The 26,330-nt window shown below is 72.7% G+C and carries 29 protein-coding genes, 1 tRNA gene and 1 riboswitch; of the genes, 9 read left to right on the top strand and 21 right to left on the bottom strand.

What is annotated here, in order from left to right:
- Positions 1-8: 8 nt before the first annotated feature.
- The 10 genes from pheS to HN031_RS21780 form a co-directional block, all read right to left on the bottom strand.
- Positions 9-1,118 carry a phenylalanine--tRNA ligase subunit alpha gene (pheS, locus tag HN031_RS20905; protein ID WP_172275042.1) on the bottom strand — a complete coding sequence of 370 codons (1,110 nt, stop codon included), beginning with the start codon at positions 1,116-1,118 and terminating at the stop codon, positions 9-11.
- Between the two features lie 155 nt (positions 1,119-1,273).
- Positions 1,274-3,907, bottom strand: a complete 2,634-nt coding sequence (locus HN031_RS20900; protein WP_172275039.1) for a DUF4153 domain-containing protein — start codon at positions 3,905-3,907, stop codon at positions 1,274-1,276.
- On the bottom strand, positions 3,904-4,614 hold the full coding sequence (locus tag HN031_RS20895; protein ID WP_172275036.1) for a response regulator transcription factor: 711 nt from the start codon (positions 4,612-4,614) through the stop codon (positions 3,904-3,906). Before HN031_RS20895 ends, HN031_RS20900 begins: the two co-directional genes overlap by 4 nt.
- 85 nt (positions 4,615-4,699) lie before the next feature.
- Positions 4,700-5,773, bottom strand: coding sequence for an ATP-binding protein (locus HN031_RS20890; RefSeq protein ID WP_367650832.1), 1,074 nt, complete (start codon positions 5,771-5,773; stop codon positions 4,700-4,702).
- A gap of 9 nt (positions 5,774-5,782) precedes the next feature.
- Positions 5,783-6,043, bottom strand: coding sequence for a DUF4031 domain-containing protein (locus HN031_RS20885; RefSeq protein WP_253943616.1), 261 nt, complete (start codon positions 6,041-6,043; stop codon positions 5,783-5,785).
- Positions 6,044-6,082: 39 nt separating this feature from the next.
- Positions 6,083-6,874 (bottom strand): RNA methyltransferase, encoded by a 792-nt coding sequence (locus HN031_RS20880; protein ID WP_172275030.1) that lies wholly within the window; start codon positions 6,872-6,874, stop codon positions 6,083-6,085.
- Between the two features lie 5 nt (positions 6,875-6,879).
- Positions 6,880-7,266, bottom strand: a complete 387-nt coding sequence (gene rplT / locus HN031_RS20875) for a 50S ribosomal protein L20 (RefSeq protein ID WP_172275028.1) — start codon at positions 7,264-7,266, stop codon at positions 6,880-6,882.
- A 67-nt stretch (positions 7,267-7,333) separates the two neighbouring features.
- On the bottom strand, positions 7,334-7,546 hold the full coding sequence (locus HN031_RS20870) for a 50S ribosomal protein L35 (protein ID WP_172275023.1): 213 nt from the start codon (positions 7,544-7,546) through the stop codon (positions 7,334-7,336).
- Positions 7,547-7,675: 129 nt separating this feature from the next.
- Positions 7,676-8,341, bottom strand: a complete 666-nt coding sequence (infC, locus tag HN031_RS20865) for a translation initiation factor IF-3 (protein WP_367650838.1) — start codon at positions 8,339-8,341, stop codon at positions 7,676-7,678.
- Between the two features lie 332 nt (positions 8,342-8,673).
- Positions 8,674-9,207 (bottom strand): SseB family protein, encoded by a 534-nt coding sequence (locus tag HN031_RS21780; RefSeq protein WP_367650831.1) that lies wholly within the window; start codon positions 9,205-9,207, stop codon positions 8,674-8,676.
- Positions 9,208-9,253: 46 nt separating this feature from the next.
- Between HN031_RS21780 and HN031_RS21775 the strand changes: the two genes are divergently transcribed.
- From HN031_RS21775 to HN031_RS20845, 3 genes are read left to right on the top strand one after another with little or no spacing between them, the layout of a single operon-like run.
- The gene (locus HN031_RS21775; RefSeq protein ID WP_172275019.1) at positions 9,254-9,715 is read left to right on the top strand and encodes a cellulose synthase; all 462 of its coding nucleotides are present in this window, start codon (positions 9,254-9,256) and stop codon (positions 9,713-9,715) included.
- Positions 9,712-10,929: an amino acid deaminase/aldolase gene (locus HN031_RS20850; protein WP_172275016.1), complete on the top strand. Its 1,218-nt coding sequence runs from the start codon at positions 9,712-9,714 to the stop codon at positions 10,927-10,929. The genes HN031_RS21775 and HN031_RS20850 overlap by 4 nt, the downstream gene beginning before the upstream one ends.
- Positions 10,930-10,954: 25 nt before the next feature.
- Positions 10,955-11,491, top strand: coding sequence for a 4-amino-4-deoxy-L-arabinose transferase (locus HN031_RS20845; RefSeq protein WP_367650830.1), 537 nt, complete (start codon positions 10,955-10,957; stop codon positions 11,489-11,491).
- A 26-nt stretch (positions 11,492-11,517) separates the two neighbouring features.
- Here the strand turns inward: HN031_RS20845 and HN031_RS20840 are convergent, their stop codons facing one another.
- Positions 11,518-12,477: a GNAT family N-acetyltransferase gene (locus tag HN031_RS20840; protein WP_172275012.1), complete on the bottom strand. Its 960-nt coding sequence runs from the start codon at positions 12,475-12,477 to the stop codon at positions 11,518-11,520.
- Between the two features lie 33 nt (positions 12,478-12,510).
- Here HN031_RS20840 and HN031_RS20835 point away from each other — a divergent pair, with 33 nt between their 5' ends.
- Entirely contained in the window at positions 12,511-13,422 is a 912-nt protein-coding gene (locus HN031_RS20835; protein ID WP_172275009.1) for an aldose 1-epimerase family protein, read from the top strand.
- On the opposite strand, the gene HN031_RS20830 is transcribed toward HN031_RS20835, so the two are convergent.
- The 3 genes from HN031_RS20830 to HN031_RS20820 are packed head-to-tail and all read right to left on the bottom strand — an operon-like array spanning position 13,419 to position 15,010.
- Entirely contained in the window at positions 13,419-13,898 is a 480-nt protein-coding gene (locus HN031_RS20830) for a PH domain-containing protein (protein WP_172275003.1), read from the bottom strand. The genes HN031_RS20835 and HN031_RS20830 overlap by 4 nt on opposite strands.
- Positions 13,882-14,733, bottom strand: a complete 852-nt coding sequence (hisG, locus tag HN031_RS20825; protein WP_322922026.1) for an ATP phosphoribosyltransferase — start codon at positions 14,731-14,733, stop codon at positions 13,882-13,884. The genes HN031_RS20830 and hisG overlap by 17 nt, the downstream gene beginning before the upstream one ends.
- A 13-nt stretch (positions 14,734-14,746) precedes the next feature.
- Positions 14,747-15,010, bottom strand: a complete 264-nt coding sequence (locus HN031_RS20820) for a phosphoribosyl-ATP diphosphatase (protein ID WP_172274997.1) — start codon at positions 15,008-15,010, stop codon at positions 14,747-14,749.
- Between the two features lie 147 nt (positions 15,011-15,157).
- Here HN031_RS20820 and HN031_RS20815 point away from each other — a divergent pair, with 147 nt between their 5' ends.
- The gene (locus HN031_RS20815) at positions 15,158-15,409 is read left to right on the top strand and encodes a DUF3072 domain-containing protein (protein WP_172274992.1); all 252 of its coding nucleotides are present in this window, start codon (positions 15,158-15,160) and stop codon (positions 15,407-15,409) included.
- Positions 15,410-15,452: 43 nt separating this feature from the next.
- Here the strand turns inward: HN031_RS20815 and ribH are convergent, their stop codons facing one another.
- The 6 genes from ribH to HN031_RS20785 all read right to left on the bottom strand — a co-directional run bounded on the left by ribH (position 15,453) and on the right by HN031_RS20785 (position 21,417).
- Positions 15,453-15,932, bottom strand: coding sequence for a 6,7-dimethyl-8-ribityllumazine synthase (ribH, locus tag HN031_RS20810; protein ID WP_172274989.1), 480 nt, complete (start codon positions 15,930-15,932; stop codon positions 15,453-15,455).
- A complete protein-coding gene (locus HN031_RS20805; RefSeq protein ID WP_172274986.1) occupies positions 15,929-17,254 on the bottom strand; it encodes a bifunctional 3,4-dihydroxy-2-butanone-4-phosphate synthase/GTP cyclohydrolase II in 1,326 nt (441 codons plus the stop codon). The genes ribH and HN031_RS20805 overlap by 4 nt, the downstream gene beginning before the upstream one ends.
- The gene (gene pnuC / locus HN031_RS20800) at positions 17,251-17,946 is read right to left on the bottom strand and encodes a nicotinamide riboside transporter PnuC (protein WP_216652654.1); all 696 of its coding nucleotides are present in this window, start codon (positions 17,944-17,946) and stop codon (positions 17,251-17,253) included. The genes HN031_RS20805 and pnuC overlap by 4 nt, the downstream gene beginning before the upstream one ends.
- Complete coding sequence (locus HN031_RS20795; RefSeq protein ID WP_172274978.1) at positions 17,943-18,572, bottom strand: riboflavin synthase; 630 nt, start codon at positions 18,570-18,572, stop codon at positions 17,943-17,945. The genes pnuC and HN031_RS20795 overlap by 4 nt, the downstream gene beginning before the upstream one ends.
- Positions 18,572-19,660: a bifunctional diaminohydroxyphosphoribosylaminopyrimidine deaminase/5-amino-6-(5-phosphoribosylamino)uracil reductase RibD gene (ribD, locus tag HN031_RS20790; protein WP_253943615.1), complete on the bottom strand. Its 1,089-nt coding sequence runs from the start codon at positions 19,658-19,660 to the stop codon at positions 18,572-18,574. Before ribD ends, HN031_RS20795 begins: the two co-directional genes overlap by 1 nt.
- 85 nt (positions 19,661-19,745) lie before the next feature.
- A riboswitch (FMN riboswitch) is annotated at positions 19,746-19,875 on the bottom strand.
- A gap of 210 nt (positions 19,876-20,085) precedes the next feature.
- Positions 20,086-21,417, bottom strand: a complete 1,332-nt coding sequence (locus HN031_RS20785) for a M20/M25/M40 family metallo-hydrolase (protein ID WP_216652653.1) — start codon at positions 21,415-21,417, stop codon at positions 20,086-20,088.
- An 81-nt stretch (positions 21,418-21,498) separates the two neighbouring features.
- On the opposite strand from HN031_RS20785, the gene HN031_RS20780 reads away from it, so the two are divergent.
- A tRNA-Leu gene (locus HN031_RS20780) sits at positions 21,499-21,584 on the top strand.
- A gap of 148 nt (positions 21,585-21,732) precedes the next feature.
- The gene (locus tag HN031_RS20775; RefSeq protein ID WP_172274976.1) at positions 21,733-22,410 is read left to right on the top strand and encodes a GAP family protein; all 678 of its coding nucleotides are present in this window, start codon (positions 21,733-21,735) and stop codon (positions 22,408-22,410) included.
- Positions 22,411-22,434: 24 nt separating this feature from the next.
- Here the strand turns inward: HN031_RS20775 and HN031_RS20770 are convergent, their stop codons facing one another.
- Positions 22,435-24,012 carry an amino acid permease gene (locus HN031_RS20770; RefSeq protein ID WP_172274974.1) on the bottom strand — a complete coding sequence of 526 codons (1,578 nt, stop codon included), beginning with the start codon at positions 24,010-24,012 and terminating at the stop codon, positions 22,435-22,437.
- A 134-nt stretch (positions 24,013-24,146) separates the two neighbouring features.
- On the opposite strand from HN031_RS20770, the gene HN031_RS20765 reads away from it, so the two are divergent.
- Both HN031_RS20765 and HN031_RS20760 read left to right on the top strand, forming a co-directional pair.
- Complete coding sequence (locus HN031_RS20765; protein WP_172274972.1) at positions 24,147-24,881, top strand: FadR/GntR family transcriptional regulator; 735 nt, start codon at positions 24,147-24,149, stop codon at positions 24,879-24,881.
- A gap of 50 nt (positions 24,882-24,931) precedes the next feature.
- Positions 24,932-26,299: a glutamine synthetase family protein gene (locus tag HN031_RS20760; protein WP_322425249.1), complete on the top strand. Its 1,368-nt coding sequence runs from the start codon at positions 24,932-24,934 to the stop codon at positions 26,297-26,299.
- The last annotated feature ends 31 nt before the right edge of the window (positions 26,300-26,330 follow it).

The following is a 26,330-nucleotide window of genomic DNA, read 5'->3' as shown; positions in this document are numbered from 1 at the left end:
CTCCCCTCTCAGATCTCGCTGCCGAACGCGGCAGAGAAGCGGACGTCACCCTCGAACAGCGGACGCAGGTCCTCGAGGTTGTGGCGGAACATGAAGGACCGGTCGATGCCCATGCCGAAGGCGAAGCCGCTGTAGACCTCGGGGTCGACGCCGCAGGCGACCAGCACGCGCGGGTTGACCACGCCGCAGCCACCCCACTCGATCCAGCCCTCGCCGCGACAGGTGCGGCACGACTCGGAGTCGGCGCCCATCCCGCTGCCCAGGCACACGAAGCACTTGACGTCGACCTCGGCCGACGGCTCGGTGAAGGGGAAGTAGGAGGGCCGGAACCGCGTGGTGATCCCCTCGCCGAACAGCTGCGACGCGAAGTGGTCGAGGGTGCCCTTGAGGTGCGCCATGGTGATGCCCTCGTCGACCACGAGGCCCTCGACCTGGTGGAACATCGGCGAGTGGGTGGCGTCGTACTCGTCGGTGCGGAACACGCGTCCCGGGCACACGACGTAGATCGGCGGCGTGCGCGTGAGCATGGTGCGCGCCTGGACCGGCGAGGTCTGCGTGCGCAGCACCACGTGGTGGTCGGCCGGCTCGGTCCAGAAGGTGTCCTGCATGGTGCGCGCCGGGTGGTCCGGGCCGAGGTTGAGGGCGTCGAAGTTGAGCCACTCGGCCTCCACGACGGGCCCCTCGGCCACCTCGTAGCCCATGGCGACGAACAGGTCCGCGATGAGCTCGGACTGGAGGGTGAGCGGGTGGCGGCCGCCGCGACGCCGACGGGTGGTCGGCAGCGAGACGTCGACGGTCTCCTCGACGAGCATCCGCTCCTCGTGCTCGGCCTCGAGCTCGACCTGGCGGGCCGCGAGGGCCTGGTTGATCGCGCCGCGGGCCTGGCCGACGCGCTGGCCGGCCTCCTTGCGCGCCTGTGGCGGGAGGGCGCCGATCTCGCGGTTCGCGAGTGCCAGCGGCGAGCGGTCCCCCGCGTGCTCGAGGCGCACCTGCTTGAGGGCGTCGAGGTCGGCGGCGCCCGCGATGGCGGCCAGCGCCGACTCGCGCATCGCCTCCACCTGGTCGGCCTTGAGAGGGGTCACTTCAACAGGGTCGTAGTCGGTGTTGGGGCCGGACATGGCTCCCTTTCGCGCGGCGACAGCAGGTCGCCGCAGATTCTAGGAGTGGATGAGCATCGGGTCGGACGGGGACTCCCCGGACCCGGTGACGTCAGCTGCCCGACGGACCAGGTCCGGGGCGCAGAAATCGCAAGCTCGTGTCCACGTGACGCATCCTACTCGCCGTACGCGCTCCAGACGCCGGCGCACTCGTCGCCGGCGCCGCGCGCCTCGGCGAGGTCGAGCCCCGCGACCGCCTCCTCCGCGCGGGAGCGCGCCAGGTTCCACGCCCGGGCGTCCTCGAGCACCTCGGGCTGCAAGGAGCCGTACGCCAGGTCCTGCAGGACGCAGCGCGCCACCTCGGCCGGCAGCCGCTCCACGATCTCCGGGGCGGCGTCGGCGGACAGGCTCTGGAGGTAGCGCACGTCGAGCCGGCCGGTGGCGTCGTAGCGGTCGAGGTTGCGCCCGGCGACCCAGGCGTCGGGGTTGACCGCCGCCAGTCCGATGAGCGCGACGGCGCCGGAGACCAGCGCGACCCGCGGCAGCCAGCTGCCGCGGCCGGCGGCGCCCGCCACCATGATCGCCAGCACGACGAAGCCCAGCCACCCCTCGAAGACGTCGACGAAGAGCCGGAGCGTGGTGAATCCGTAGGCGTCCTGGTAGACCGCCATGCCCCGCAGGGCCGAGGCCACCACCAGCAGGGTGAGCGCGCACAGCAGCCCGAGCGAGGCGAGCAGCCAGCGCCGGTCCTCGGGCGTGTCGCCGGCACGGCGGGCGGCGACCCACACCACGAGCACGGTGAGTGCGGTGGCGAGGGTCAGCTGGCCGAAGCCCTGGTGCACGAAGTCGGCGTACGTCAGCCCGGTGGTCTCCTCGATGTAGTCGCGACCGCCGATGAGCGCCCTGGCCTGCGCGGCGATGAAGGCGACGAAGACCGCGTCGACGACGAGCACCGGCACGAGCCACTCGAACCGGTTGGCGAGGGCGGCCGGGCGGCGCCCACCCAGCACCTCCACGTGGGACGGGTTCAGCGCGAGGTAGGCGGCGCCGAGGGTGGCGGCGAAGACGAAGCAGGCGACGAACCCGCGCCCGACGAGGTCGTTGAAGGTCAGGTTGGGCACCAGCCGGTCGACCCAGGAGCCGAACACCGGGTTGGCGCTGGCGAAGATCGTGCCGAAGACCGCGAGCCCGAGGAGCGACCACACGAGGGTGCGCACGAAGGCGGGGGCGCGGGACCCGGTGCCGGCGATGCGGAGCGAGCGGCCGAACCACGGCAGGCCGCGCAGCGACGCGAGCGGCCACGAGATGCCGGACAGCAGGATGCCGGGCATCGTGCGGGCGCCGGTGACGCCGCAGAGGAAGACAGCCGTCGCCGCGAGGAGGCCGAGCATCTGCACCCACCACGCGTCCAGCAGCGTCATGGGCAGGACGAGCAGCACGGCCAGCACGGCGCAGAGGACGGTCCACGGCTCGCGTCGACGGCGGGCGGTGAGCAGCGCCGCGGCGCCGCAGACGAGCGCGACGAGGGTCCACGAGATGCCCACCGCGGTGAACGAGAGCGCGACGCCCGCGACGAGCCCGGCCCCTGCGGCCGCGGCCACGGTCGGCAGGCCCGACGGCAGGCCGCGCTCGGGCCAGAAGCGACCGAAGAGCGCGTCCAGCCCGGGTGTGGTGCGCGGCACCGCAGCCGCAGCCGCGGCCGGGATCAGGACCTCGGACCTGCTCGGCTCCGGGGCGGGGAGCGGTCGGGCGTCGGGTGCGGGGACCCGGCTCGGTCCGCGGGACCCGGCGGCAGTCGGCTCGGGGACCTCGAGGCGGAGGCGGGCGCCCCGCCCGGAGGCGGGATCGACGAACCGCAGCGTGCCGTCGTGGAGCTGGGCGACCCAGCGGGCGATCGCGAGGCCGAGGCCGGTGCCGCCCGCGCCGTCGGTGCCGAAGCGCTCGAAGACGCGTTCGCGGTCCTCGGGTGCCACTCCCCCGCCGTCGTCGGTGACCTCCAGCCACCAGCCGGTCCCGGCCCCGTCCCCGTCACGGAGCGCGTCGGCCGGGGCGGCGGCGCCACCGGTGACGCGGACCCGGGTGTCGGGCGGCGCGTGCCGCCCGGCGTTGTCGAGGACGTTGACGAGCAGCTGGCGCAGCCGCGCGGGATCGACCTGCACGTGCAGGTCGTCCGCCACCTCGACGTCGTACGACCCGGGCCGGCCGGCACCGGCGACCTGGGCGACCGACTCCTCGACGAGCCGGTGCAGGGCGACGTCCTGGCGGTCGAGGTCGACGACCCCGGCCTCGAGCCGGGACAGCTGGAGGAGGTCGTCGACGAGCCGGCCGAGGCGCTGGGCCTCCTCGAGGGCGGCCTCCAGGCTCATGGCGTCGGCGGGGACGACGCCGTCCGCGAGGTTCTCGAGCAGGGCGGTCATCGCCGTCAGCGGCGTCCGCAGCTCGTGGGACACCGTGGCGATGAGGTCCCGGCGCTCCCGGTCGACCGTCGCGAGGTCCTCGGCCATCCGGTTGAAGGCGGCGGCCAGCTGGCCGACCTCGTCGGTGGCGCGGGTGCGCACCCGCCCGGAGTAGTCGCCGCGGGCCATCGCCCGGGTCACCTCGGTCATCCGGCGCAGGGGCGCCACCATCCCGGCGGCGAGCAGCTGGGTGACCCCGAGGGCCAGCGCGACGCTGACCGGGAGCACCAGGAGCGGCGACACGTCGGCCGCGGACCCGAGCCAGGTCAGCAGCACGGCTGTGACCACGGACGCCGCGACGAGCAGGCCGAGCTTGGCCTTGAGGCTGGAGACGGCGTCGAGGAGGGCGCTCATCCGACCTCCTCCAGCGCGTAGCCCACGCCGTGCACGGTCCGGATGCGCTCGGCACCCACCTTGCTGCGCAGCGCCTTGACGTGGCTGTCGACGGTGCGGGTGGCGCTGGCGCTCCCCCAGGCGTCGCCCCAGTCCCAGACCTCGCGCAGCAGCCGCTCACGGCTGAGCACCTGGCCGGCCTCGCGGGCCAGGCAGAGGAGCAGGTCGAACTCGGTCGGCGTGAGGTGCACCGCTGCGTCGCCGACCGTCGTACGCCGGGTGCCGGGGTCGAGGCCCAGCGAGCCCACCCGGATCACGGCCGGGCGCTCGTCGGCGAGCGCGGCGGCCCGCTCGACGCGGCGGAGCAGGGCGGAGACGCGGGCCACGACCTCGCGCATGGAGAACGGCTTGGTGAGGTAGTCGTCGGCGCCCACCCCGAGCCCGACGAGCAGGTCGGCCTCGTCGTCGCGGGCGGTGAGCATCAGCACGGGCACCGGCCGGGCGGCCTGGATGCGGCGGCACACCTCGAGCCCGTCGAAGCCGGGCAGCATCACGTCGAGGAGGACCACGTCGGGGCTCACCCGGGCGGCGAGGTCGACCGCCGACGGCCCGTCGAAGGCCTGCTCGACCGTGTAGCCCTCGGCGCGCAGCCGCTGGGCGAGCGCGTCGTTGATCGTGCGCTCGTCCTCCACCACCAGGGCCGTCCGCGCGGCCGTCCTCGACGTCATGCCCCGACCCTAGGAGCACGACCGTCCGCGTCGTGGGGACGACTCGTGAAGGTTCTGTGGAGGTCGACGGGCTCCCGCTGCCGTCTCAGTCGGGCCGCAGGTCCTGGCTCGGCCAGTCGACCATCACCCGCGCGCCGCCTCCGGGCGCGTCGTCGATCGTGACCCAGCCGCCGTGGGCCCGGGCCAGCCCGCCGACGATGTACATGCCGAGGCCGGTGCCGCCCGAGTCGCCGGTGGTCCAGAACTTGGTGAAGACCCGGCGCCGCAGCTCGACCGGGATGCCGTCACCCTCGTCGTCGACGGTGATGCGCACCCCGTCGAGGCTCTCGGACGCGGCGAGCCGGAGGCTGACCTGGCCCTGGCCGTGGCGCACGGCGTTCTCGACGAGGTTGGTCACCACCTGGGTGAACTTGTCGGGGTCGGCGAACACCTCGGGGAGGTCCTCCTCGACCTCGAGGTGGATCTCGCGGGCCGTGCCGGCCTCGATGGAGTCGACCACCCGCCGCACCAGCACCTCCGCGGACGACTCGCGGGGGTAGAGCTGGAGGCGGTCGGTGTCGATGCGGGCCACGTCGAGCAGCTCTGCGATGAGCCGCGCCAGCCGGTCGGCGTCGGCATTGACGGTGGTGAGCATGAGCTTGCGCTGGTCGTCGGTGAGCTTGTCCCACCGGTTGAGCAGCGCCTGCACGAACCCCTTCACGCCGGTGAGCGGGGAGCGCAGCTCGTGGGCCACCATCGCGACCAGGTCGGAGCGCTCACGGTCGAGCCGCGCCCGGCCACGACCGCTGCGGAGCCCGACCGCGATGCCCAGCACGCGGCCCAGCGGCTCGTCGCGCACCAGCTTGGCGGTGGTGAGCACCTCCTCGCCCGACGCGTTGACCCACGACTGCTCGGGCACTCCGCGGACGATCGAGATGCTGTCCCACGGCCGGTTGACGTGCAGCCAGGTCTGGCCGTCCTGGTCGAGGAGCCGCAGCACGTCGTCCAGCGGCAGCCCCATGGCGTCGTGGGGATCCACACCCAGCAGCGCGGCTCCCTGCGAGTTCAGGATCGTGACGATCCCGTCGCGGGTAGCACCGAGGATCCCGTCGGGATAGGCGTCGGCGAGGAGGCGCAGCCGGCTGGGGGTGCCGTCGACGCGGCGGCTCTCCTCGGACACGCGCTCACCCTAGCCGCGCGAGCGGGCCTTGGGCCGCCGCAGGCCCGCGGCGCGCAGGGCGGCCACCAGCTCGCGCGAGCTGACCGGCACGGCGCCGGCGGCCACCATGGCGGCGTACGCCTCGTCGGGCACGTCGTAGTGGTCGCGGTCCCACCCGCGGGCGGGGATGCCGTGCGCGGCGGCGAAGGCGTGCGCCTCGTCGTACGACGTGTCGCTGGCCAGGTGCGACCACAGCCGGCCCCACCGTGGGACGGCGGGTGGATCGATCATGATCATCGCGGGCGAGCGTAGCCCAGCGACGGACGGTCGTCAGGCGCGCTGGGCCCGCGCGCTCGCGTAGAGGCAGACCGCGGCGGCGGTCGAGAGGTTGAGGCTCTCCGCCCGGCCGTGGATCGGGATGGCGACGCGCTCGTCGGCGAGCGCGGCCAGCTCCTCGGGCAGGCCCCACGCCTCGTTGCCGAAGAGCCACGCGGTGGGGCCCGAGAGGTCGGCGTCGAAGAGGTCGAGGTCCCCGGCGCCGTCGGCGGCGAGCACCCGGAGCCCGCGGGCCTGCGCGGCGCGGACCGCCTCGGCCGCATCGGTGGCCCGGGCGACCGGGAGGTGGAACAGGCTCCCGACGCTCGCCCGCACCGTCTTCGGGTTGTAGGCGTCGACGGACTGCCCGGCGAGGACCACGCCGTCGGCCCCGGCCGCGTCGGCCGTGCGGATGACCGTGCCGGCGTTGCCCGGGTCGCGCACGTCGGCGCAGATGACGAGCAGACGGGGCGAGGCCCGCACGACGTGCTCGAGGGGGGCGTCGATGTGGTGGCACACCGCCACCACGCCCGCCGGCGTCACGGCGTCGGACAGCGCGGCGATCGCGCGGTCGTCGACGAGCGTGACGTCGGTGCCGTCCAGCAGGTCGGCGTACTGGTCGGCGGCGTGGGAGGTCGCGAAGACCTCCACCACGCAGTCGACCGAGAGCGCCCCCTCGACCGCCTTGGGACCGTCGGCAAGGAAGAGCCGCCGCTCGGTGCGTACCGAACGGCGGCTCAGCTTGCGAGCCTCCTTCACCCGGGTGTTCCCCACGGTGAGCGGGGTCCCGGCCGACGGAGTGCCCATGTGGCTCAGGCGGAGACCTTGGGCGCGTTGACGTCGTCGGGCAGCGCGGCCTTGGCGGCCTCGACGAGCACCGCGAACGCCGGGGCGTCGTTGACGGCCAGCTCGGCCAGGATCTTGCGGTCGACCTCGATGCCGGCCAGGCCGAGGCCCTGGATGAAGCGGTTGTAGGTCATGCCGTTGGCGCGGGCCGCGGCGTTGATGCGCTGGATCCACAGCTTGCGGAAGTTGCCCTTGTTCTTGCGGCGGTCGTTGTAGCTGTAGACCAGGGAGTGGGTGACCTGCTCCTTGGCCTTGCGGTAGAGCCGCGAGCGCTGGCCGCGGTAGCCGCTGGCGCGCTCGAGGGTGGTACGACGCTTCTTCTGGGCGTTCACTGCGCGCTTGACGCGTGCCATGGTGCTACTCCTTGTTGCAGGCGAAAATCAGGATGGACGGCGGCTGAGCCACCAGGTGGGACGAGGCTCAGATGCCGAGCATCTTCTTGACGCGCTTCACGTCGGACTTCTCGAGCTCGACCATGCCGGCGTTGCGGCGGTGCTTCTTGCGGCTGCCCGTGGTCGGCGCGGACGCGAACGCAGCGCCGGACTTGCGGCCGGCCTGCAGGCGGCGGACCTTGCCCGAGCCGGTCACCTTGAAGCGCTTGCTGGTGCCCGAGTGGGTCTTGTTCTTCGGCATGTCTGCCTCAACTTCCTTCTGCGTGGGTGGTTCGGGGGGTTCGACCGTCCTGTCGGCGGTTCTCGCCGTCAGTCCTCGGCCGTTGTCACGGCTTCGCCGCGACGTGCTCGATCGAGGCCTTCGCTCCGCTCAGGCCTCGATCTCAGGATCGAGGTTCTCGGAGCGGCGACGCTCCTTCTTCTGGGCCACGGGGCCGGCGGCGTGCGCAGCCTCGCGCTCGGCGTCCTCCTCGGCCCTGCGGTCGGCTCGGGCCTGCTCCTTGGTGGCGCGGGCCGCCTCGGCGTCGACCTTGGCGTCGGCCTTCTTCTTGTGCGGGCCGATCACCATCGTCATGTTGCGGCCGTCCTGCTTGGGCGCGGACTCCACGAAGCCGAGCTCCTGGACGTCCTCGGCCAGCTTCTGGAGCAGGCGGAAGCCCAGCTCGGGGCGGTGCTGCTCGCGACCGCGGAACATGATGGTGATCTTGACCTTGTCGCCCGCGCCGAGGAACCGCACGACGTGACCCTTCTTGGTCTCGTAGTCGTGCGAGTCGATCTTGGGACGAAGCTTCATCTCCTTGATGATCACGTTCGTCTGGTTGCGGCGCGCCTCACGGGCCTTCTGGGCGTTCTCGTACTTGAACTTGCCGTAGTCCATGAGCTTGCAGACAGGGGGGCGTCCCTGCGGAGCGATCTCGACGAGGTCGAGGTCGGCCTCCTGGGCCAGCTTCAGTGCCTGGTCGGTCGGCACGATGCCAACGGTCTCACCGTTGGGTCCGACGAGCCGGACCTCGGGTACGCGGATCCGCTCGTTGATGCGCAGCTCGGTGCTGATGTGTCCTCCAGTGATCGGGTGGGTGGGAGCCCCAGCCTTCCCGGCCCTGGATCGGGCCGGAAATGAACAATGGCTCCCGCTGCTGCCAAGCGGGAGCCAGTCACGACACGCCTCCCCTCTCGGGAAGACCTGGCGTGCCACGCCTGTCTCTCGACAGCCGTGTCACGAGGACCGGGACCCGACGATCTGTGGTGCAGGGCGATCGGTGCGGGTGGGAGACGGGTGGTGCGGTGCCTCCGCTTGGCGGGACCAGTGTCGCGGGTGGTGCAGTGGTGCTGTGCGGCACTGATCGGTCAACACCGAAGGCTAGCCGATCATTCCGGCGCGGGGCCAATCCAGCCGTGCCCGTCGCCCTCCCCGAGCCGGACGAGTCGCCACCCGGCGGCCAGCCGGGTGAGGTCGTCGCCGTCGACGACGTACGTCGCCGGGCCGGCCAGGTCGACCAGCAACGCCTCCGCGCCGTCCTGCGCCGCCGCGGTGGCGGCGGTCGCTGCGGTGACCGGCACCGGACGCGCCGCCGGGTCCCAGCGGGCCATCGTCTCGATGGAGGTGAAGGCGAGCAGGCCGAGGCTGCCGTCGCCCGCCCGGACCAGCACAGCGGCCATGTCGGAGGACTTGTCATGGGCGAGGCCCTGCTCGTCGTGCTCGACCTCACCGAGCACGGCGACGACCGGCACCAGCAGGCGGGCGTCCTGAAGCGCGGCGAGGACCGTCCCGGACGACGCCCTTCCCTCGAGGTGGTCGACGAGCAGGCGACGCAGCCCGGGGTCGACGGCACCGTGGTCGTCGGCGAACCCCGGGTCGGGGATCGTCCGGACCAGGGGGCTGCTGTCGCGGTCGTCGGGCACGGCGCCATTGTCCCGGACGCGTGGTGCGTTGTGCGACTCTGGGGCCGTGGAAGAGACGACCTGGGCCGCCCTGACCGCAGCGCTCACCGTGGCGGGCGCGATCTGGACGTGGATCGCCTTCCGGCGGCGCGGGTCCGCCAACGGCCTGCGCGCGCTCGGCTTCACGCTCCTGCCCGCGGCGGCCTGGCTGACGGGCACCCTCGAGATGGTCGTCGAGATCGGCGGCTCGGTCACCGACTGGGCGACCAGCCTCGTCTTCGACGTCCGCACCTGGGTGGGGGTCGGGCTCGCCGGCCTCGCTCTCGTGCTGTGGGTGGTCAGCGGCATCATCCGTGACCGCCAGCTCGCCCGGGGCCAGTCCTCCGGGGGCGCCACCCCCACGGGCACCGCGCGTGACCGCAGCCTCCCCGAGGCGTCCTCGACACGGTCGCCGGGCAAGGGCGGGTCCCCCGTCGACGACGACATGGCCGACATCGAGGCGCTCCTGCGGAAGCGCGGGATCGAGTGAGCGACCGGCTCGTCGACCGCAACCGCCTGTGGTCGAGGCTCGGTGCCGCCGTCGACGCCCTCCCGGAGGCGCCGGCCACGCCCATCGCCGTCGTCGACCTCGACGCCTTCGACGCCAACGCCGACGACCTGGTCCGCCGCGCCGGCGGCAAGCCCGTCCGGGTGGCGTCGAAGTCGCTCCGGGTGCCGGCCCTGGTCGAGCGCGCGCTCGCGCGCGACGGGTTCTCCGGGGTCCTGGCCTTCACCGTGGCCGAGGCGCTGTGGCTGCACGAGAGCGGCGTCAGCGACGACATCGTCGTGGCCTACCCGTCTGTCGACACCGCCGCCCTCCGCCGGCTCACCGCCTCGCCGTCGGCCGCGGCGGCGATCACGATCATGGTCGACGACACCGCCCACCTCGACGTCGTCGACGCGGCCCGGTCCTCCTCGCAGGTGCCGGTCCGGGTCGCCCTGGACCTCGACGCCGGGCTGCGGCTCGGTCGGCAGCACATCGGTCCCAAGCGCTCGCCGCTGTTCGACACCGCGGACGTCGTGGAACTCGCCGAGCACGTGGTCGCCCGTGACGGCTTCCGGCTGGTCGGCGTGATGACCTTCGAGGGACAGGTCGCCGGCGTGCAGGACGACGTCCCCGACCAGCGGACCCGCTCGCTGCTCGTACGTCGCCTCAAGCAGGCGTCGATGGCGCAGCTCGAGGTGCGCCGCCGCGAGATCTCCGAGGCGCTCGCCCGGGTGGCCGACCTCGAGTTCTGGAACGGCGGCGGCTCGGGGTCGGTCGAGGCCACGGCCGCCGACGGCGCGGTCACCGAGATCGCCGCCGGGTCGGGACTGCTGGTCCCCGGGATCTTCGACCACTACGCCTCCTTCGACCCGCGCCCGGCCGCGTTCTTCGGCCTCCGGGTCACCCGCAGGCCGACACCCGACCTGGTCACCGTCCACGGCGGCGGGCTGATCGCCAGTGGGGCGACGGGTGCCGACCGCTCCCCCGTGCCGTGGGCCCCGCCGGGCCTGCGCCTCACCGGGCTGGAGGGCGCCGGCGAGGTCCAGACGCCGCTGACCGGGCACCCCGCGGCCATGCTCCGCATCGGTGATCTCGTGTGGTTCCGCCACGCCAAGTCCGGCGAGCTGTTCGAGCACGTGCGCGACGTGCACCTGGTCCGGGGGGACGCGGTCACCGAGGTGGTGCCGTCCTACCGCGGCTGCGACCGTGCCTTCTGAGCCGTCCCCATCCCACCCGTCCCGGGTGGCCCGCGAGGTGGCCGACCGGGTGATGTCGGCACCTCCGACGCTCGGGCCGGGTCGCCTGGTGTGCGTCGACGGTCCGGCGGGCTCGGGCAAGACGACCCTCGCCGCGGCGATCGCAGAATTCGTCCCGGGGACGCAGGTGGTGCACACCGACGAGCTCCTCGAGGGCTGGCGCGGACTGCCGGGGCTGGCGGGCAGCGTCGCGGCCCTGCTCGCGCCCCTGGCGGCGGGCGAGGCCGGTCACTGGCGATGCTGGGACTGGCACGCCGACGGGTGGGCCGGGACGCACGCGGTGCGGCCGGGCGGCCTGCTCGTGCTCGACGGCGTCGGCAGCTGGTCGCCGGCCGTCGCGGACCTGGTCGGGCTCCTCGTGTGGGTCGAGGCCGAGCCGTCGCTGCGGCTGGCCCGCGGCATCGCTCGCGACGGCGAGGCGCTCCAGCCACACATGGCGCAGTGGCGCCTCGACGAGGACGACCTCTTCGCGCGGCTGCGCACGCGCGAGCACGCCGACCTCGTCGTGCCGACCGACGACTGAGGCGGACGCCGCTCGGGGACCCCGGCCTACGGCAGCAGTGGCTCGGCGAGCTCGTAGGAGTCCTGCTGGTAGAGGTGGCGGAAGCCGGCGCGCTCGTAGACGCCGAGGGCGCCGGTCGGGTTGGCGGTGTCGACACTGAGGCTGGCGGTGGCATAGCCGGCTTCGCGTGCGAGGCCGAGGACCCGGGTGAGCAGCCAGGTGGCGACGCCCCGGCGGCGGTGGTGCGGGAGGGTCCCGACGTAGGGCACGTGCAGCTCGGGTCCCGGACCGCCCGACTGCGGGACGGTGTACTCGTGCGCGAACACGTAGCCCGCAACCCGCCCGGCCTCGTCACGCGCCACCGCGGCCAGGTGGTGCCGGTTGTGCGCCGCCCGGACCATGAAGAGCTCCCAGAAGTCCGGCCCCATGGGTGTGCGGTCCGGATGGTCGCCGAAGGCGGTGTTGTGCGCCAGCCGGAGCTCCTCCGCCGCGGCCGGGTCGAAGGACGACGCGACCAGACCACGGGGAGCCTCGGGCACTGCGACGGGCCGCGCCAGGTCGGCCACCATCATGACGCTGTGGCCGGTGGGCACGAACCCCGCCGAGGTCAGCAGGCCTGCCTGGTCGGCACGTCCCGCGAGCGCCGTGGCGGCGTACGTCGCAGACAGGTCCGGCGCCACCTGGCGATGGACGGCTCGCGCAGCCTCCAGCGCCCGGGACAGCATCAGCGTGCCGATGCCCTCCCGCAGCCGCGCGGGGTCCACGTCGCCGAACAGGATGAACCGCTGGCCCGTGCTCTGCGGCGAACCGGGCATGACGGCCGTGAACGCGACGAGGTGCTCGCCGTCGAAGGCACCCTCGAACCGCGACTCCGCGCCGGACATCAGCTCGCGTGCCTCCGGCTCCCCGAGGCAGAAGCCCGTCGGGTGGTCCGCATCGATCCGGCGCATGAGGCCGGCGAGGGCGGCGGCGTCGGCCGGCGCGAGGTCCCGCGCGGTGAGGGCCATGCAGTCACGCTAGTGCTGTCTAGGGTGGGCGTCATGGTGTTTCCGAGCGGGGAGCAGTTCGAGATCTCGGCGGCCGGCTACGTCGCGGTCGTCACCGAGGGCGGGGCCGCGCTGCGCAGCCTCGCCCACGAGGGGCGCGACCTCGTGCACGGCTTCGCCGAGGACGAGATGTCCTCCGGTGGACGCGGCCAGCTGCTGATGCCCTGGCCCAACCGGATCCGCGACGGCCGCTACTCCTTCGGCGGGCGCGACCTCCAGCTCGGGCTGACCGACCCGTCGCGCGGCAACGCCTCGCACGGCCTCGCGCGCTGGGCGGCGTGGACGGTCGAGGAGCACACCGGCACGTCGGTGTCCCTCGTCCTCCGCGTGATGGCGCAGACCGGCTACCCCTGGGCGCTCGACCTGCACGTCCTCTACGACCTCTCCGCCGACGGCCTCGTCGTGACCCAGACCGCCACCAACCTCTCCCCCGAGCCGGCGCCGTTCGCCAGCGGCGCGCACCCCTACCTCGCCGTCGGCGAGGCCATCGAGGACCTCGAGCTGCACCTGCCGGCCCACACCCGGCTGCTGGTGGACGACCGACAGCTGCCGACGGGCACGGAGCCGGTGTCGGGCGCCCACGACTTCACGACACCGCGCCGCATCGGTGACGCGGTGCTCGACGACGGCTTCGGGGCCCTCGACCACCGCGACGGCCGCGCCACGGTGACGCTCGCCGACCCGCGCACCGGGCGCGGGGTGGCCCTGTGGGTGGACGAACGCCACCGGTGGCTGCAGGTCTACACGCCGCCGGTCGAGGGCCCGCGACCCGCGATCGCCGTGGAGCCGATGACCGCGCCGGCGGACGCCTTCAACTCCGGCACCGACCTCGCGGTCCTCGCCCCGGCAGGGACGACGGGCGACGAGCAGTCGTCGTCGTGGGGCATCCGCGCGCTGGCGAGCTAGCCCTCGGGCGAGCCCGACCGGTCGATCAGCGCGCGCACCTGGCGTACGCCGTCGCGGGCGCGCCGCCCGTCGGAGCCCTGGAAGGCCATCGCCGAGATGGTGGTGCCGTCGGCCAGGTCGAGCGTGGCCCACGGCGCGCCCGAGGCGAGGTGGATCGCGACGACCTGCTCCCACGCCAGCCTGCGCGTGCGGAAGCCGTTGACCACGACGAGCACGTCCATCTCGGCCCTCACCCGCGCCCGGCCGAGCGCCCAGCCGCACAGCGCCAGGGCCGCGCCCATCACGAGCAGCGTGACGCGCTGGAGCCAGTTGAAGCGGTCGCGCACCGAGTCGTCGAAGCCGAACCAGGCCGCGGCGCAGACGACGAACAGCATCACGCCCACCCCGACCACGGCGTAGCGCACGCCGACGGGGCGCCAGGTGTGCGGCAGGGAGGGCAGCCGTTGCCCGGGCGCAGGCTCAGAGCCGGCAGGCATGGATGTCCGTCAGCAGGATGGCCCGGGCGCCGATCGAGTAGAGGTCGTCCATGAGCCGCTGCGAGCCGGCGCGCGGCACCATCACCCGCACGGCGACCCAGCCGGCCTTGCCGAGGGGCGAGATCGTCGGACCCTCGCGGCCGGGCGCCAGCACCGTGGCGCGGTCGAGGTGGGCCTCCTCGATGTCGTAGTCCATCATCACGTAGCTCCGGGCCACCAGGACGCCCTCGACCCGACGGCGGAAGATCTCGAAGTCGTCGGGGATCTCCCCGCCGCGGGTGATCAGCACGGCCTGCGAGTCGAGGATGACCTCACCGAAGGTCGCCAGGCCGGCGGCGCGCAGCGTCGAGCCGGTCTCCACGACGTCGGCGATGACGTCGGCCACGCCGAGCTGGATGCTGGTCTCGACGGCGCCGTCGAGGCGGGTGACGGTCGCGTCGATGCCGTTGCGGAACAGGTAGTCCTCGACCACGCCGACGTACGACGTCGCGATCCGCAGGCCGCGGAGGTCCTCGAGCGAGGAGTAGCGACCGGCGGGGCCGGCGAAGTGGAACCGCGAGCGGCCGAAGCCGAGGTTCATCACCTCGTCGGCCTTGGCACCGGAGTCGAGCAGCAGGTCGCGGCCGGTGATGCCGGCGTCGAGCGTGCCCTCGCCGACGTAGAGCGCGATGTCGCGCGGGCGGAGGTAGAAGAACTCGACGTCGTTCTCGGAGTCGACGAGCGCGAGCTCCTTGGAGTCGGTGCGCTGGCGGTAGCCGGACTCCCGCAGGATGTCGGTGGCGGCCTGGGACAGCGACCCCTTGTTGGGGACGGCGATGCGGAGGGTCATGCGGATCTCACCGGGGCTCTCACAGGTGGGCGTAGACGTCGTCGAGGGTCAGGCCGGAGGCGAGCATGAGCACCTGGGCGTGGTAGAGCAGCTGGCTGATCTCCAGTGCCGTCGCCTCCTTGCCCTCGTGCTCGGCGGCCATCCACGACTCGGCGGCCTCCTCCAGGAGCTTCTTGCCGATGGCATGGACGCCGGCGTCGAGCTGCTGCACGGTGCCGGAACCCTCGGGGCGCTCCGCGGCCTTCGTGGACAGCTCGGCCCACAGGTCCTCGAACGTCTTCACGGGAGCAGCCTACGGCGCACCGGGCGCGCGCCCCGCGCCGGTCCCTCACCCGGACCGGCCCCGGACCGGCCCCGGACCAGCCCCGGACCAGCCCGGACCACCCATCGGGAGGGTTGTCCTGTCGCCGGGCCGCGCTATCGTCGGAGCATGAGCGAATCGAACACACATTCGGACGAGACCCCGCTGGCCGAGCAGACCCTCGGCGGTCCCCAGGGTGACACGACGCGCAAGGACCCCGAGGAGTGGGTGACCGGTGACGAGCCGATGACCGGCGCGCAGCGCAGCTACCTCGACACCCTGGCCCGCGAGGCCGGCGAGGAGCTCCCGGGCGACCTCACCAAGGCGCAGGCCTCCGAGCACATCGACCGGCTGCAGTCGGCCAGCGACCGCACGTCCTGACCTCCCCCCAAGGCGCCTCCCCGGCCACCGGCCCGGGGGCGCCTCAACCCGTGCGCAGGTCCCGCAGCACCCGGGCCGTGTCGAGGGCGGCGGCCGTGGCCTCCCACCCCTTGTCCTCGCTCGAGCCCTCGAGGCCGGCGCGGTCGAGGGCCTGCTCCTCCGTGTCGCACGTCAGTACGCCGAAGCCCACGGGCACGGCGTGCTCGACGCTGACCCGGGTGAGGCCGTCGGTCGCGGCCGAGCAGACGTACTCGAAGTGCGGGGTGCCGCCCCGGATGACGACGCCGAGCGCGACGACGGCGTCGTAGCCGTCCCGGGCGAGCGCCGCCGCGACCACGGGCAGCTCGAAGGTTCCCGGCACGCGCAGGACCTGCGGCTCGGTGACGCCGTACGCCGCCAGCGCGCGCTCGGCGCCCCCGACGAGGCCGTCCATCACCTGGGTGTGCCAGCTCGCGGCGACGACCGCGACCTTGAGGCCACTGGCGTCGTAGGGCTGGGAGGTGGGTGCTCCGGCGCCGCTCATCGGTGCTCTCCTTCGGGGGACGGGGTGGTGGGTCCGGTGTCGGGCGCGGCCTCGTGCTCGAGCTGGTGGTCCAGCGCGAGGTCCACCACGAGGTCGGGCAGGTCGTGGCCCATCCGGTCGCGCTTGGTCCGCAGGTAGGCCAGGTTGTGGTCGTTGGGGTGCGGGGTGAGCGGCACCCGTTCGGTGACCCGGATCCCGAAGTCCTCGAGGCTCGCGGTCTTGTCGGGGTTGTTGGTCATCAGCCGCACGGACTCGATGCCCAGGTCGCGCAGCACCTGGGTCGCGGTGCCGTAGTGGCGGGCGTCGGCCGGCAGCCCGAGGTCGAGGTTGGCGTCGACGGTGTCGCGGCCGCCGTCCTGGAGCTGGTAGGCCTGGAGCTTGGCGACCAGGCCGATGCCGCGCCCCTCGTGGCCGCGCAGGTAGACCACCACGCCCGTGCCCTCCGCGACGACAGTGCGCAGGGCCTCGTCGAGCTGCGGCCCGCAGTCGCAGCGCTCGCTGCCGAAGACGTCGCCGGTCAGGCACTCGCTGTGGACGCGGGTGAGCACCGGCTCGCCCCTCTCGACGGCCCCCGCGACGTCGCCGTGCACCAGCGCGACGTGCTCGCTGCCGTCGATCGTGATGCGGTAGCCGTAGGCGGTGAACTCGCCGTGGCGCGTGGGCAGCCGGGTCTCGGCGACCCGCTCGACGTGGCGCTCGTGGCGGCGGCGGTGGCGGACCAGGTCCTCGATGGAGATCATCGCCAGGCCGTGCTCGTCGGCGAACTCGCGCAGCTCGGGGCCGCGCTTCATCGTGCCGTCGTCGTTGACGACCTCGACCAGCACACCGGCCGGCGTGAGCCCGGCGAGCATCGCCAGGTCGACGGCCGCCTCGGTGTGCCCCCGGCGTACGAGGACGCCGCCCTCCCGGTAGCGCAGCGGGAAGACGTGCCCGGGACGGGTGAGCTCCCACGGCTCGGTCGCGGAGTCGGCGAGCGTGCGGGCGGTGTGGGCGCGGTCGGCGGCGCTGATGCCGGTGGTGACGCCGTCCCGCGCGTCGACCGAGATGGTGTAGGCCGTGCGCAGCCGGTCCTTGTTGTGCGGCGTCATGAGCGGGATCTCGAGCCGGTCCAGCATGTCGGCCGGCATCGGGACGCAGATGACGCCGCTCGAGTGGCGGATGGTGAAGGCCATGAGCTCCGGGGTCGCCTTGGCGGCGGCGAAGATGATGTCGCCCTCGTTCTCGCGGTCCTCGTCGTCGACCACCACGACGGCCCGGCCGGCGGCGATGTCGGCGACGGCCCGCTCCACGGAGTCCAGCCGGACGGTGCTCGCCCCGCTCATGCGGGGATCACCGCGTCCTCGTCGACCGAGGAGGTGTCGACGACCGTCCGGGCGTCGCGCAGCCACACGACGAAGCCGATGACCACGAAGACGGCGTAGAACAGGTACATCCCGGCGGTGGGGTAGAACCCGGCCTGCACCAGCGTGGTCACGCCGACGACGTCGACGAGGATCCAGACCAGCCAGAACTCCACCCAGCCGCGGGCCATGCCGTAGGTCGCGAGCATCGAGCCCGCGAGGATCCAGGCCTCGGTCGTCGGTCCGTAGGAGCCGACCTGCAGCAGCAGGACGTACGCCGCGGCGTAGCCGACGACGCCGAGCACGAGGAGCTGCAGCCGCTCGCGGTCGGTGGCCCAGCGCGGTGCGACGGCGCCGCCGTCGGAGGCGCCACCGGCGCTGCTGACCTGCGACCAGCGCCACCAGCCGTAGACCGACACCACCGCGAAGAACACCTGCCGGCCGGCCTGGCCCCACAGCGGGTCCTCGATCTGCCCGGAGAGCTCACCGGTCGCGAAGACGGTGAAGAGCAGCACGTTGCCGACCAGGCCGACGGGCCAGGCCCACACGAAGCGCTTCATGCCGAGGATCGCGCTGGCGAGGCCGAACAGGTTGCCGATCACCTCACGGGCGCCGAGCTCGCCGCCGGGCACGGGGATGGTGCCGTCGATGAGCCATTCGAGCAGGGACATCATTCTTCCTCGTCGTTCGCAGTGGGCGTGGAGGTGGGGAGGTAGCCGCCGAGCAGCTTCTCGACGTGCTTGGCGATGACGTCGGCCTCGAGGTTGACCAGGTCGCCGACGCGGCGGCTGCCGAGCGTCGTACGGGCGAGCGTCTCGGGGATCAGGCTGACGGTGAAGCTCGCGTCGTGGACCTCGACGAGCGTCAGGCTGACGCCGTCGACGGTGATCGAGCCCTTGTCGACGAGGTAGCGCGAGAGGTGGATGGGAAGGGAGATCTCGACGACGTCCCAGTGCTCGCTGGGCGAGCGGGAGACGATCTCGCCGACGCCGTCGACGTGGCCCTGGACGATGTGGCCGCCCAGCCGCTTGTCGACGGTGACCGCGCGCTCCAGGTTGACCCGGTCCCCCGGTGCGGCGCCCCTCAGCGACGTCTTGTCGAGCGTCTCCTGCATGAGGTCGGCGGTCCACCGCCCCTCGTCGAGGGCGGAGACGGTGAGGCAGCAGCCGTTGACCGAGATCGAGTCGCCGAGGACGGTGCCCTCGAGCACCGTGCTCGCCTCGACGGTGAGCCGGATGGCGTCACCCTGGTCGGTGACCTCGGCGATGGTGCCGAGCTCCTCGACGATGCCGGTGAACATCAGGTCCTCCTGGGGGTGGGGCTGGGAGTGGGGCTGGAAGTCCGACCGGGAGTCGGGCCGGGGGTCATGGTGAGGCGGACGTTGGTGTCCTCACCGTCGTCCCCGGGCAGCACGGTCACGTCGCTCACGTCCAGGTGCACGGCGGCAGCGATGGTGCCGATGCCCAGGTCGGCGACGGCGCTGGCCCCCGCGCCGAGCAGCATCGGGGCGACGTAGGTGACGACCTCGTCGACGAGGCCGGCGGTGAGGAAGGCGCGCGCGAGGGTCGGCCCGCCCTCGAGGAAGACGTGCTGGCGGTCGCGGGCGAACAACGCTCCGAGCGCCTCGTGGGGGTCGCGGGTGCGGAGGTGCACGGTCTCGGCGCGGTCGTCGAGGACGCGCCGATCGGGCGCGAGGTCGCGCAGGCCCATCACTGCTCGCAGCGGCTGGACGTCGAGCGGCTCGTCGGCCTCGTCGCGGACGGTGAGCGCCGGGTCGTCGACCTCGACGGTGTTGGTCCCGACCAGCATCGTGTCGCACAGCGCCCGCAGCCGGTGGGTGTCGAGCCGCGCGGCGCGGCTGGAGACCCATCGGCTGGTGCCGTCGGCAGCGGCGCTGCGACCGTCGAGCGTGGTGGCGAACTTCCAGGTGACGAAGGGCCGCCCGGAGGTCACGGCGAAGGTCCACACCTCGTTGACGGCCCGCGCCTCGTCGGCCAGCACGCCGCCCACGACCTCGACCCCGGCCTGGCGCAGGCGGTGGCCGCCACCTCGCGCGACGGGGTTGGCGTCGGCCTGCGCGAAGACGACGCGGGACACGCCCGCTGTCAGCAGCGCCTCGCTGCACGGACCGGTCCGGCCGGTGTGGTTGCACGGCTCGAGGGTGACGACCGCGGTCGCGCCCCGCGCCGCCGCCCCGGCCCGTGCCAGCGCGTCCACCTCGGCGTGCGGCGAGCCGGCTCCGCGGTGGAACCCCTCGGCGACCATCGTGCCGTCGGGAGCGAGGAGCACGCAGCCGACGCGCGGGTTGGGTCCGAGGGGCACGCCGGGGGTGGCGGCGAGCGCCAGGGCGCGCCGCATGGCGCTGCGCTCTGCCTCGCTGGTCGTCATCTCCGCCTCCGGTCCGGTGGTGCGGACTCACGGGGGGCGGGCGACGGGGCGCGCCCCCGACTGGTCGGGACGGCGCGCGAGCCGTCAGCGTGCACTTCTCATCCGGACTGTGACCGTCGGTCCAGGATTTCCACCTGGTCAACCGGCCACTGGATGTGGCCGGGTCGCGGACTGTGACCGCCGGTGCGGAGTTCCACCGCCCCCAGAGCACGCAAGCTCTTGCGGTGGCAACTGTGCCACAGCGTGGCGCATTCCCTCACCCGTGTCCGGCTGTGGCGTGCGCGACACCACCGAGGGGGTGGGCGGTGGGGGCTGTCGTGATCCGCGCGGGTTGCCGGGGCCGGCTCGGTTTCCCCGCACAGGCGGGGAAACCGGAACTTCTGGGGGCGTGCACACCCCCAGATGTTCGAAAGTCCCTCGAGAGGTCAGGCCTGCTCGAGGAACCGGTCGAAGACCCGCGCCCCGAACTCGAGCGCGTCCACCGGGACCCGCTCGTCGACGCCGTGGAACAACGCGGTGAAGTCGAGCTCGGCGGGGAGCCGGAGGGGTGCGAAGCCGTAGGACCGCATCCCGAGCTTGCGGAAGTGCTTGGCGTCGGTGCCCCCGCTCATCAGGTAGGGCGCGACGAGGGCGTCGGGGTCCTCGGCGAGCAGGCTGCGGGTCATGGCGGTCACCAGGTCGCCGTCGTACGGCGTCTCCCAGGGGTCCTGCTTGGACTCGAAGTCGAACTCGATCCCGTCGCCGGCCAGCTCGTGCAGCGTCGCGAAGAACTCGTCCTCGTAGCCCGGCAGGAACCGGCCGTCGACCGTGGCCTGGGCCTCCGTGGGGATGACGTTGGTCTTGTAGCCGGCGCGGAGCATGGTGGGGTTGGCGGTGTTGCGGATGACCGCACCGAGCATCCGGGCGGCGTCGCCGAACTCCTCGACGAGGGCCTCGGCGTTCTCGGGCGTGGCCTCGGTGCCGGCGAGCTCGCCGACGGTGGCCAGCAGGACCTCCATCGTCGGGGTCAGCCGGACGGGCCACTGGTGGGCGCCGATGCGGGCCACGGCACCGGCCAGGCGGGTCACGGCGTTGTCGTCGTTGATCATCGAGCCGTGGCCGGCCCGTCCGCGGGCGGTGAGCCGCATCCAGGCCATGCCCTTCTCGGCGGCCTCGATGAGGTAGACCCGCCGGCCGCGGATCGTCGCGGAGAACCCGCCGACCTCCCCGACCGCCTCGGTGCAGTCGGCGAGCAGGTCGGCGTGCTGCTCGACGAGCAGCTTGGCGCCGTGGCCCCCGCCCGCCTCCTCGTCGGCGGTGAAGCACAGCACGACCTCACGTTGGGGCGCCGCGCCGGCGGCGGCGCGCGCCCGGACGACGCTCAGCAGCATCGCGTCGAAGTCCTTCATGTCGACGGCGCCGCGGCCCCACACCTGGCCGTCCTTGATCTCCCCGCTGAAGGGGTCCACCTGCCAGTCGGACGCCTCGGCGGGTACGACGTCGAGGTGGCCGTGGAGCAGCAGCGGGGCGCGGCCGTCGCCGCCGCCCCAGCGCGCCACGACGTTGGTGCGGCCGGGCTGTCCCTCGAGGAGCTGGGCCTCGATCCCGACCTCGTCGAGCAGCGCCGCGACGTGCTCCGCGGCCTTGCGCTCCCCCGGTCCGTCGTCGGTGCCGTAGTTGGAGGTGTCGATGCCGATGAGCTGCTGGCACAGCTCGACGACCTCCGCTGCGGGGTCGTACGACAGGTCCTGCGAACGGTCGGTGGGCGCCTGGTCCATGCCGTCCATCCTGCCCCACGAGTGCGCACCAACCCCGATGCGATGTCGAGCCATCCGCTTTGCTACTGTTCTCCAGCACTCGTCCGGGTGGCGGAATTGGCAGACGCGCTAGCTTGAGGTGCTAGTGCCCGTATTAGGGCGTGGGGGTTCAAGTCCCCCCTCGGACACACAGGAAGAACCCCAGGTCGTCGACCTGGGGTTCTTCGCATCCCGGATGCGTCACCCGTGGCAGGTCAGGCGCCGGGTCGCCCGACCGGGCACGGTGGGACGGACTGCGCCGCCACACCGGGGCGAGCGGGACGAGAGAGGGGCACCGTGAGCCTGATCCTGCCGGTCCTCCTCCTGGGCCTCATGGCGAGCCTGTCCCCGGCGACGATCGTCGTGTTCGTCCTGGTGCTCGGCACGGCGAGGGCTCGCGTCAACGCGGCGGCGTTCCTCACCGGGTGGGTCCTCTCGCTGACCGTCGTCTTCACCGCGAGCTACGCGGTGGCGGCCTCGGGCACCACGGAGCGCGGCGACGGACGCACGTCGGTGGCGGTGCTGGAGACGCTGCTGGGCGCGGGCCTGCTGTGGTTCGGAGCGCGGAGGTGGAGCCGGCGCGCGACCGACCCGCCGGGCTCCCCGGACCCGGCGGGGTCCTCGAGGGGGACTCAGCGGCTCGTCAGCCGGATGGCCAACCTCACGCCCCTCGGCGCTGCCACCGTCGGCGTGCTGAAGCAGCCGTGGGCGCTCACCAGCGCCGCCGCGCTGGTCGTGGTGCGTGACCAGGTGTCCCTGGTGGTGGTCGCCGTCGCCTTCGCGGTGTTCACCGTCGCCTCCACCGCCACGGTGGCGGGCATGTTCGGCTACTACGCCCGCCGTCCCGGGGACGCGCAGGTCCGGCTGGCGATGCTGCGCGACCGGGTCGTGCGCGCCGGTCCCGCGGTGTGGGCGGCGGTCGCCGTGCTGGTGGGGACGGTGCTCCTGGTCGACGGTCTGCTCGCCCTCACCTGAGCGAGGGCGAGCAGCTCGTACGGCTCAGTCGTCGAAGGCGTTGACGACGGCGTCGTCGATCGTGTTCTTGGGGCCGGTGAACCAGCGCTTGGCCGAGACGTTCCACCAGATCGCCAGCACGATGAGCGTGCCGATGGTGAGGACCGGCGCGTAGTTGACGCTGCTCCAGGCGAACTCGTCGCTGAACGGCACGCCGGCCGGGGTGAACGGCAGCACGAAGTAGACCGAGATGATCGCGATCTCGACCACCGCCACGAGGTTCATCCACTTGTACTTCGCGCCGTTGGTCCAGGTGCCCGCCTCGAAGGCGTCGCCGATGCGCCAGCGCAGGTAGATCGGGATCAGGAACGACAGGTAGAGCCCGATGACCGCGACGGAGACGACGGCGTAGAACGCGACCGGCACGCCACCGATGCTCTTCAGCGCGGGGAGGGTGATGATCGCGCCGATGACCGCTACGAACATGACCGCGTTGGCCGGGATCCTGGTCGTCTTGTTGACCGTGGAGAGCCACCTCGATCCCGGGATGGCGCCGTCGCGGCTGAACGCGAACGTCATCCGCGAGGCGCTGGTCAGGCACGCCGTGGTGCAGAACAGCTGGCCGGCCGTCGAGATGAGCAAGATGAGGAAGTGCCAGCCGTCGGGCAGCGCCTGGCCGAAGATGACGTCCACGGCACCGAAGCCGTCGCTCACCCCCTGCGGGTCCTGGACGGCGAAGAGGAACGCCAGCAGGAGGACGTAGCCGCCGATGGCGGAGTAGAAGATCGAGCGCCAGATGCCCTTGGCGGCGCCCTCGGCGGCGCCCTGGGTCTCCTCGGAGAGGTGGGCGGAGGCGTCGAAGCCGGTGATCGTGTACTGCGTGAGCAGGAAGCCGAGCGGCAGCACCAGGAACCAGTAGGCGCCGCTGCTGAAGCCGGAGTTGTTGATCCGCTCGGTGAAGACGAAGTCGAGGCTCTGGTGCGTGGGCGGCACGATGATCAGCACCAGGATGACGATCGCCGCGCCGGCGACGTGCCACCACACCGAGATGTTGTTGATGACGGCGAGCAGGTGGCCGCTGAAGATGTTGAGCACCGACGCCAGGGCGAGGATGGCGACGAAGATCAGGAAGACCCGGGTGAGTGAGTAGCCGTCGGCCCAGCTCGTGCTGATCGTGCTGATCGTCAGGTCGAGGAAGGTGGCCGCGCCGTAGGCGACGCTGGCCGTCACCGCGAGCAGCCCGATGAGGTTGAGCCACCCGGTGAAGAAGCCGGCGGCCGGACCACCGAGCTTGGCGGCCCACCAGTAGATGCCGCCGGACGTCGGATAGGCCGACACGAGCTCGCTGAGGGTGAAGCCGATGATGAGGATGAACGCCGAGATGATCGGCCAGCCCCACGAGATGGCGATGGGCCCGCCGTTGTTCCAGGCCTGCCCGAAGGTGGTGAAGCAGCCGGCCAGGATCGAGATGATCGAGAACGAGATGGCGAAGTTGGAGAAGCTCGACCAGCTGCGGCTCAGCTCCTGCGAGTACCCCAGCTTCGCGAGGTGCTTCTCGTCATCGGTCAGCTCGCGTTCGCGCGAGGACTCTCCAGCGGATCCAGCGGTCTCTGCAGCGGACATGGGCACACCTCTCGGGGCGTCAGTGGGTGTTCGGCACCGTAGACCCGCCCGCAGGGGCCGTAAAGGGTCCGAGCAGAAATTGGTCTGAACTCTGACCATTGACGTGTGGCCCTGCCGTGCACAGACTGGCCCGCATGACGGCCCAGCCCCACGAGCACCTCACGGACGCGGTGCTCCGGCCGGTGCGCGGCCACCACGCCTTCGAGGGATGCGTGGAGCAGCTGGCGACCGCGATCCGCCTCGGGGTCTACCCCGTCGGCAGTCTCCTCCCGCCCGAGCGCGAGCTCGCCGAGCGGCTCGCCGTGAGCCGGGCCACCCTGCGCGAGGCGATCGCCGCCCTGCGACAGGCGGGGCTGGTCGAGACCAGGCGCGGCCGCGGTGGCGGGTCCACCGTCACGTCGCAGGCCCGCGCCCGGTTCCGCGGCGGGTTGTCGCGGCTGTCCGCCGCCACCAAGTCGGAGTGGCTCGACGCGCTCGAGTTCCGGCGGGTCGTCGAGCCCGGAGCCGCCCACCTCGCCGCGAGCCACGCGCTCGCCGACACCGACCGCGACCGCCTCGCCGCCACGGAGGCCGCCGTCCACGACGCGTCCGGCAAGCGCGCGCACCGGCAGGCGGACTCGCGGCTGCACCTGACCATCGCCGCGCTCAGCGGCTCGGCGCGGCTGCAGGAGGCGGTCACCTCGGTGCAGTCCACCCTCGACTCCATGCTGGGGGCGATCCCCTCGCTCGAGCCCAACATCGGCCACTCGCACCGCCAGCACCGCCTGATCTGCACGGCCATCCTCGGTGGGCGCCCCGACCGGGCCCGCACGGTGATGGAGGACCACTGCGACGACACGGCGGCGCTGCTGCGCGGCCTGCTCGTCTGACGACGACCGAGCCCGACACGCCGGACGCACCCGGAGACCCAGGAGCCACCGTGAGCACCCGCAACGACCGCCACCTCACCATGGAGGGACTGTGCCAGCGCATCGACGCCGGCGAGGTCGACACCGTGGTCCTCGCCTTCACCGACATGCAGGGACGGCTGCAGGGCAAGCGCCTGCACGGGCAGTACTTCGTCGACCACGTCGTCGGCCACGGCACCGAGGGCTGCAACTACCTGCTGGCGGTCGACGTCGACATGAACACCGTCGACGGCTACGCCATGACGTCGTGGGAGCAGGGCTACGGCGACATGGAGTTCGTCATGGACGAGCGGACGATCCGCCTGCTGCCGTGGCTGCCGGCCACGGCGATGGTGCAGTGCGACCTCGAGTGGGCCGACCACCGCCCGGTCGCCGCCAGCCCCCGGGCGATCCTCCAGGCCCAGCTCGACCGCCTCGCCGAGCGCGGCCTCGTCGCGATGGCCGGCACGGAGCTGGAGCTCGTCGTCTACGAGGACACCTACGAGGAGGCCTGGCGCAAGGGCTACCGCGACCTCGTGCCCGCCAACCAGTACAACGTCGACTACTCCATCCTCGGCACCTCACGGGTGGAGCCGCTGCTGCGCGACATCCGCAACCACATGTACGCCGCGGGCATGGACGTCGAGGGCGCCAAGGGCGAGTGCAACCTCGGGCAGCACGAGATCGGGTTCCTCTTCAACGACGCCCTCACCACGGCCGACAACCACGTGGTCTACAAGAACGGCGCCAAGGAGATCGCCGCGCTGCACGGCAAGTCGGTGACCTTCATGGCCAAGCCCAACCAGCGCGAGGGCAGCTCGTGCCACATCCACCTGTCGCTGCGGGGCGAGGACGGCGACCTCGTCTTCTGGGACGAGGACACCGGCGCGCGCACGCCGCTCTACGACCGCTTCATCGCCGGGGTGCTGGCGACGGCGGCCGACTTCACGTTGTTCTTCGCGCCCAACATCAACTCCTACAAGCGGTTCGCCGACGGGTCCTTCGCCCCCACCACGATCGGCTGGGGCACGGACAACCGCACCTGCGCCGTACGGCTGGTCGGCCGCGGCGCCGGGGCCCGGATGGAGAACCGCATCCCCGGCGCCGACGCCAACCCCTACCTCGCGCTCGCCGCGATGATCGCCGGCGGGCTGCACGGCATCGACGAGGAGCTCGAGCTGGAGCCGGAGCTGACCGGCAACGCGTACGCCTCGGACAAGCCGCGCGTGCCCCACACGATGGCCGGGGCCCGCGAGCTGTTCCACTCCTCCGCGGTCGTGCGCGAGGCCCTGGGCGACGAGGTCGTGGACCACTACGCCAACATGGCCGACGTCGAGATGGCGGCCTACGACGCGGCGGTCACCGACTGGGAGCTCGCCCGTGGGTTCGAGCGGCTCTGACCGACGCTGTGAGTGACGTGGAGAGAGGCTG

It is taken from the genome of Nocardioides sp. zg-1308, assembly GCF_013155375.1.
GTDB lineage: Bacteria > Actinomycetota > Actinomycetes > Propionibacteriales > Nocardioidaceae > Nocardioides > Nocardioides renjunii.
Note: the sequence above shows the minus strand (reverse complement) of the source record. Positions and strands in the feature narration are given on the sequence as shown.

Excerpts from the sequence above, each read along its gene's own strand:
- pheS (WP_172275042.1), bottom strand. The coding sequence starts at position 1,118 with ATGTCCGGCCCCAACACCGACTACGACCCTGTTGAAGTGACCCCTCTC.
- HN031_RS20900 (WP_172275039.1), bottom strand. The coding sequence starts at position 3,907 with ATGAGCGCCCTCCTCGACGCCGTCTCCAGCCTCAAGGCCAAGCTCGGC.
- HN031_RS20895 (WP_172275036.1), bottom strand. The coding sequence starts at position 4,614 with ATGACGTCGAGGACGGCCGCGCGGACGGCCCTGGTGGTGGAGGACGAG.
- HN031_RS20885 (WP_253943616.1), bottom strand. The coding sequence starts at position 6,043 with ATGATCGATCCACCCGCCGTCCCACGGTGGGGCCGGCTGTGGTCGCAC.
- HN031_RS20880 (WP_172275030.1), bottom strand. The coding sequence starts at position 6,874 with ATGGGCACTCCGTCGGCCGGGACCCCGCTCACCGTGGGGAACACCCGG.
- rplT (WP_172275028.1), bottom strand. The coding sequence starts at position 7,266 with ATGGCACGCGTCAAGCGCGCAGTGAACGCCCAGAAGAAGCGTCGTACC.
- HN031_RS20870 (WP_172275023.1), bottom strand. The coding sequence starts at position 7,546 with ATGCCGAAGAACAAGACCCACTCGGGCACCAGCAAGCGCTTCAAGGTG.
- HN031_RS20840 (WP_172275012.1), bottom strand. The coding sequence starts at position 12,477 with ATGGCCCTCACCGCGCGGGACCTCGCGCCGGCCGACGCCGCCGCCCTC.
- HN031_RS20835 (WP_172275009.1), top strand. The coding sequence starts at position 12,511 with ATGGTGTTTCCGAGCGGGGAGCAGTTCGAGATCTCGGCGGCCGGCTAC.
- HN031_RS20830 (WP_172275003.1), bottom strand. The coding sequence starts at position 13,898 with ATGCCTGCCGGCTCTGAGCCTGCGCCCGGGCAACGGCTGCCCTCCCTG.
- HN031_RS20815 (WP_172274992.1), top strand. The coding sequence starts at position 15,158 with ATGAGCGAATCGAACACACATTCGGACGAGACCCCGCTGGCCGAGCAG.
- ribH (WP_172274989.1), bottom strand. The coding sequence starts at position 15,932 with ATGAGCGGCGCCGGAGCACCCACCTCCCAGCCCTACGACGCCAGTGGC.
- HN031_RS20805 (WP_172274986.1), bottom strand. The coding sequence starts at position 17,254 with ATGAGCGGGGCGAGCACCGTCCGGCTGGACTCCGTGGAGCGGGCCGTC.
- pnuC (WP_216652654.1), bottom strand. The coding sequence starts at position 17,946 with ATGATGTCCCTGCTCGAATGGCTCATCGACGGCACCATCCCCGTGCCC.
- HN031_RS20795 (WP_172274978.1), bottom strand. The coding sequence starts at position 18,572 with ATGTTCACCGGCATCGTCGAGGAGCTCGGCACCATCGCCGAGGTCACC.
- ribD (WP_253943615.1), bottom strand. The coding sequence starts at position 19,660 with ATGACGACCAGCGAGGCAGAGCGCAGCGCCATGCGGCGCGCCCTGGCG.
- HN031_RS20785 (WP_216652653.1), bottom strand. The coding sequence starts at position 21,417 with ATGGACCAGGCGCCCACCGACCGTTCGCAGGACCTGTCGTACGACCCC.
- HN031_RS20770 (WP_172274974.1), bottom strand. The coding sequence starts at position 24,012 with ATGTCCGCTGCAGAGACCGCTGGATCCGCTGGAGAGTCCTCGCGCGAA.
- HN031_RS20765 (WP_172274972.1), top strand. The coding sequence starts at position 24,147 with ATGACGGCCCAGCCCCACGAGCACCTCACGGACGCGGTGCTCCGGCCG.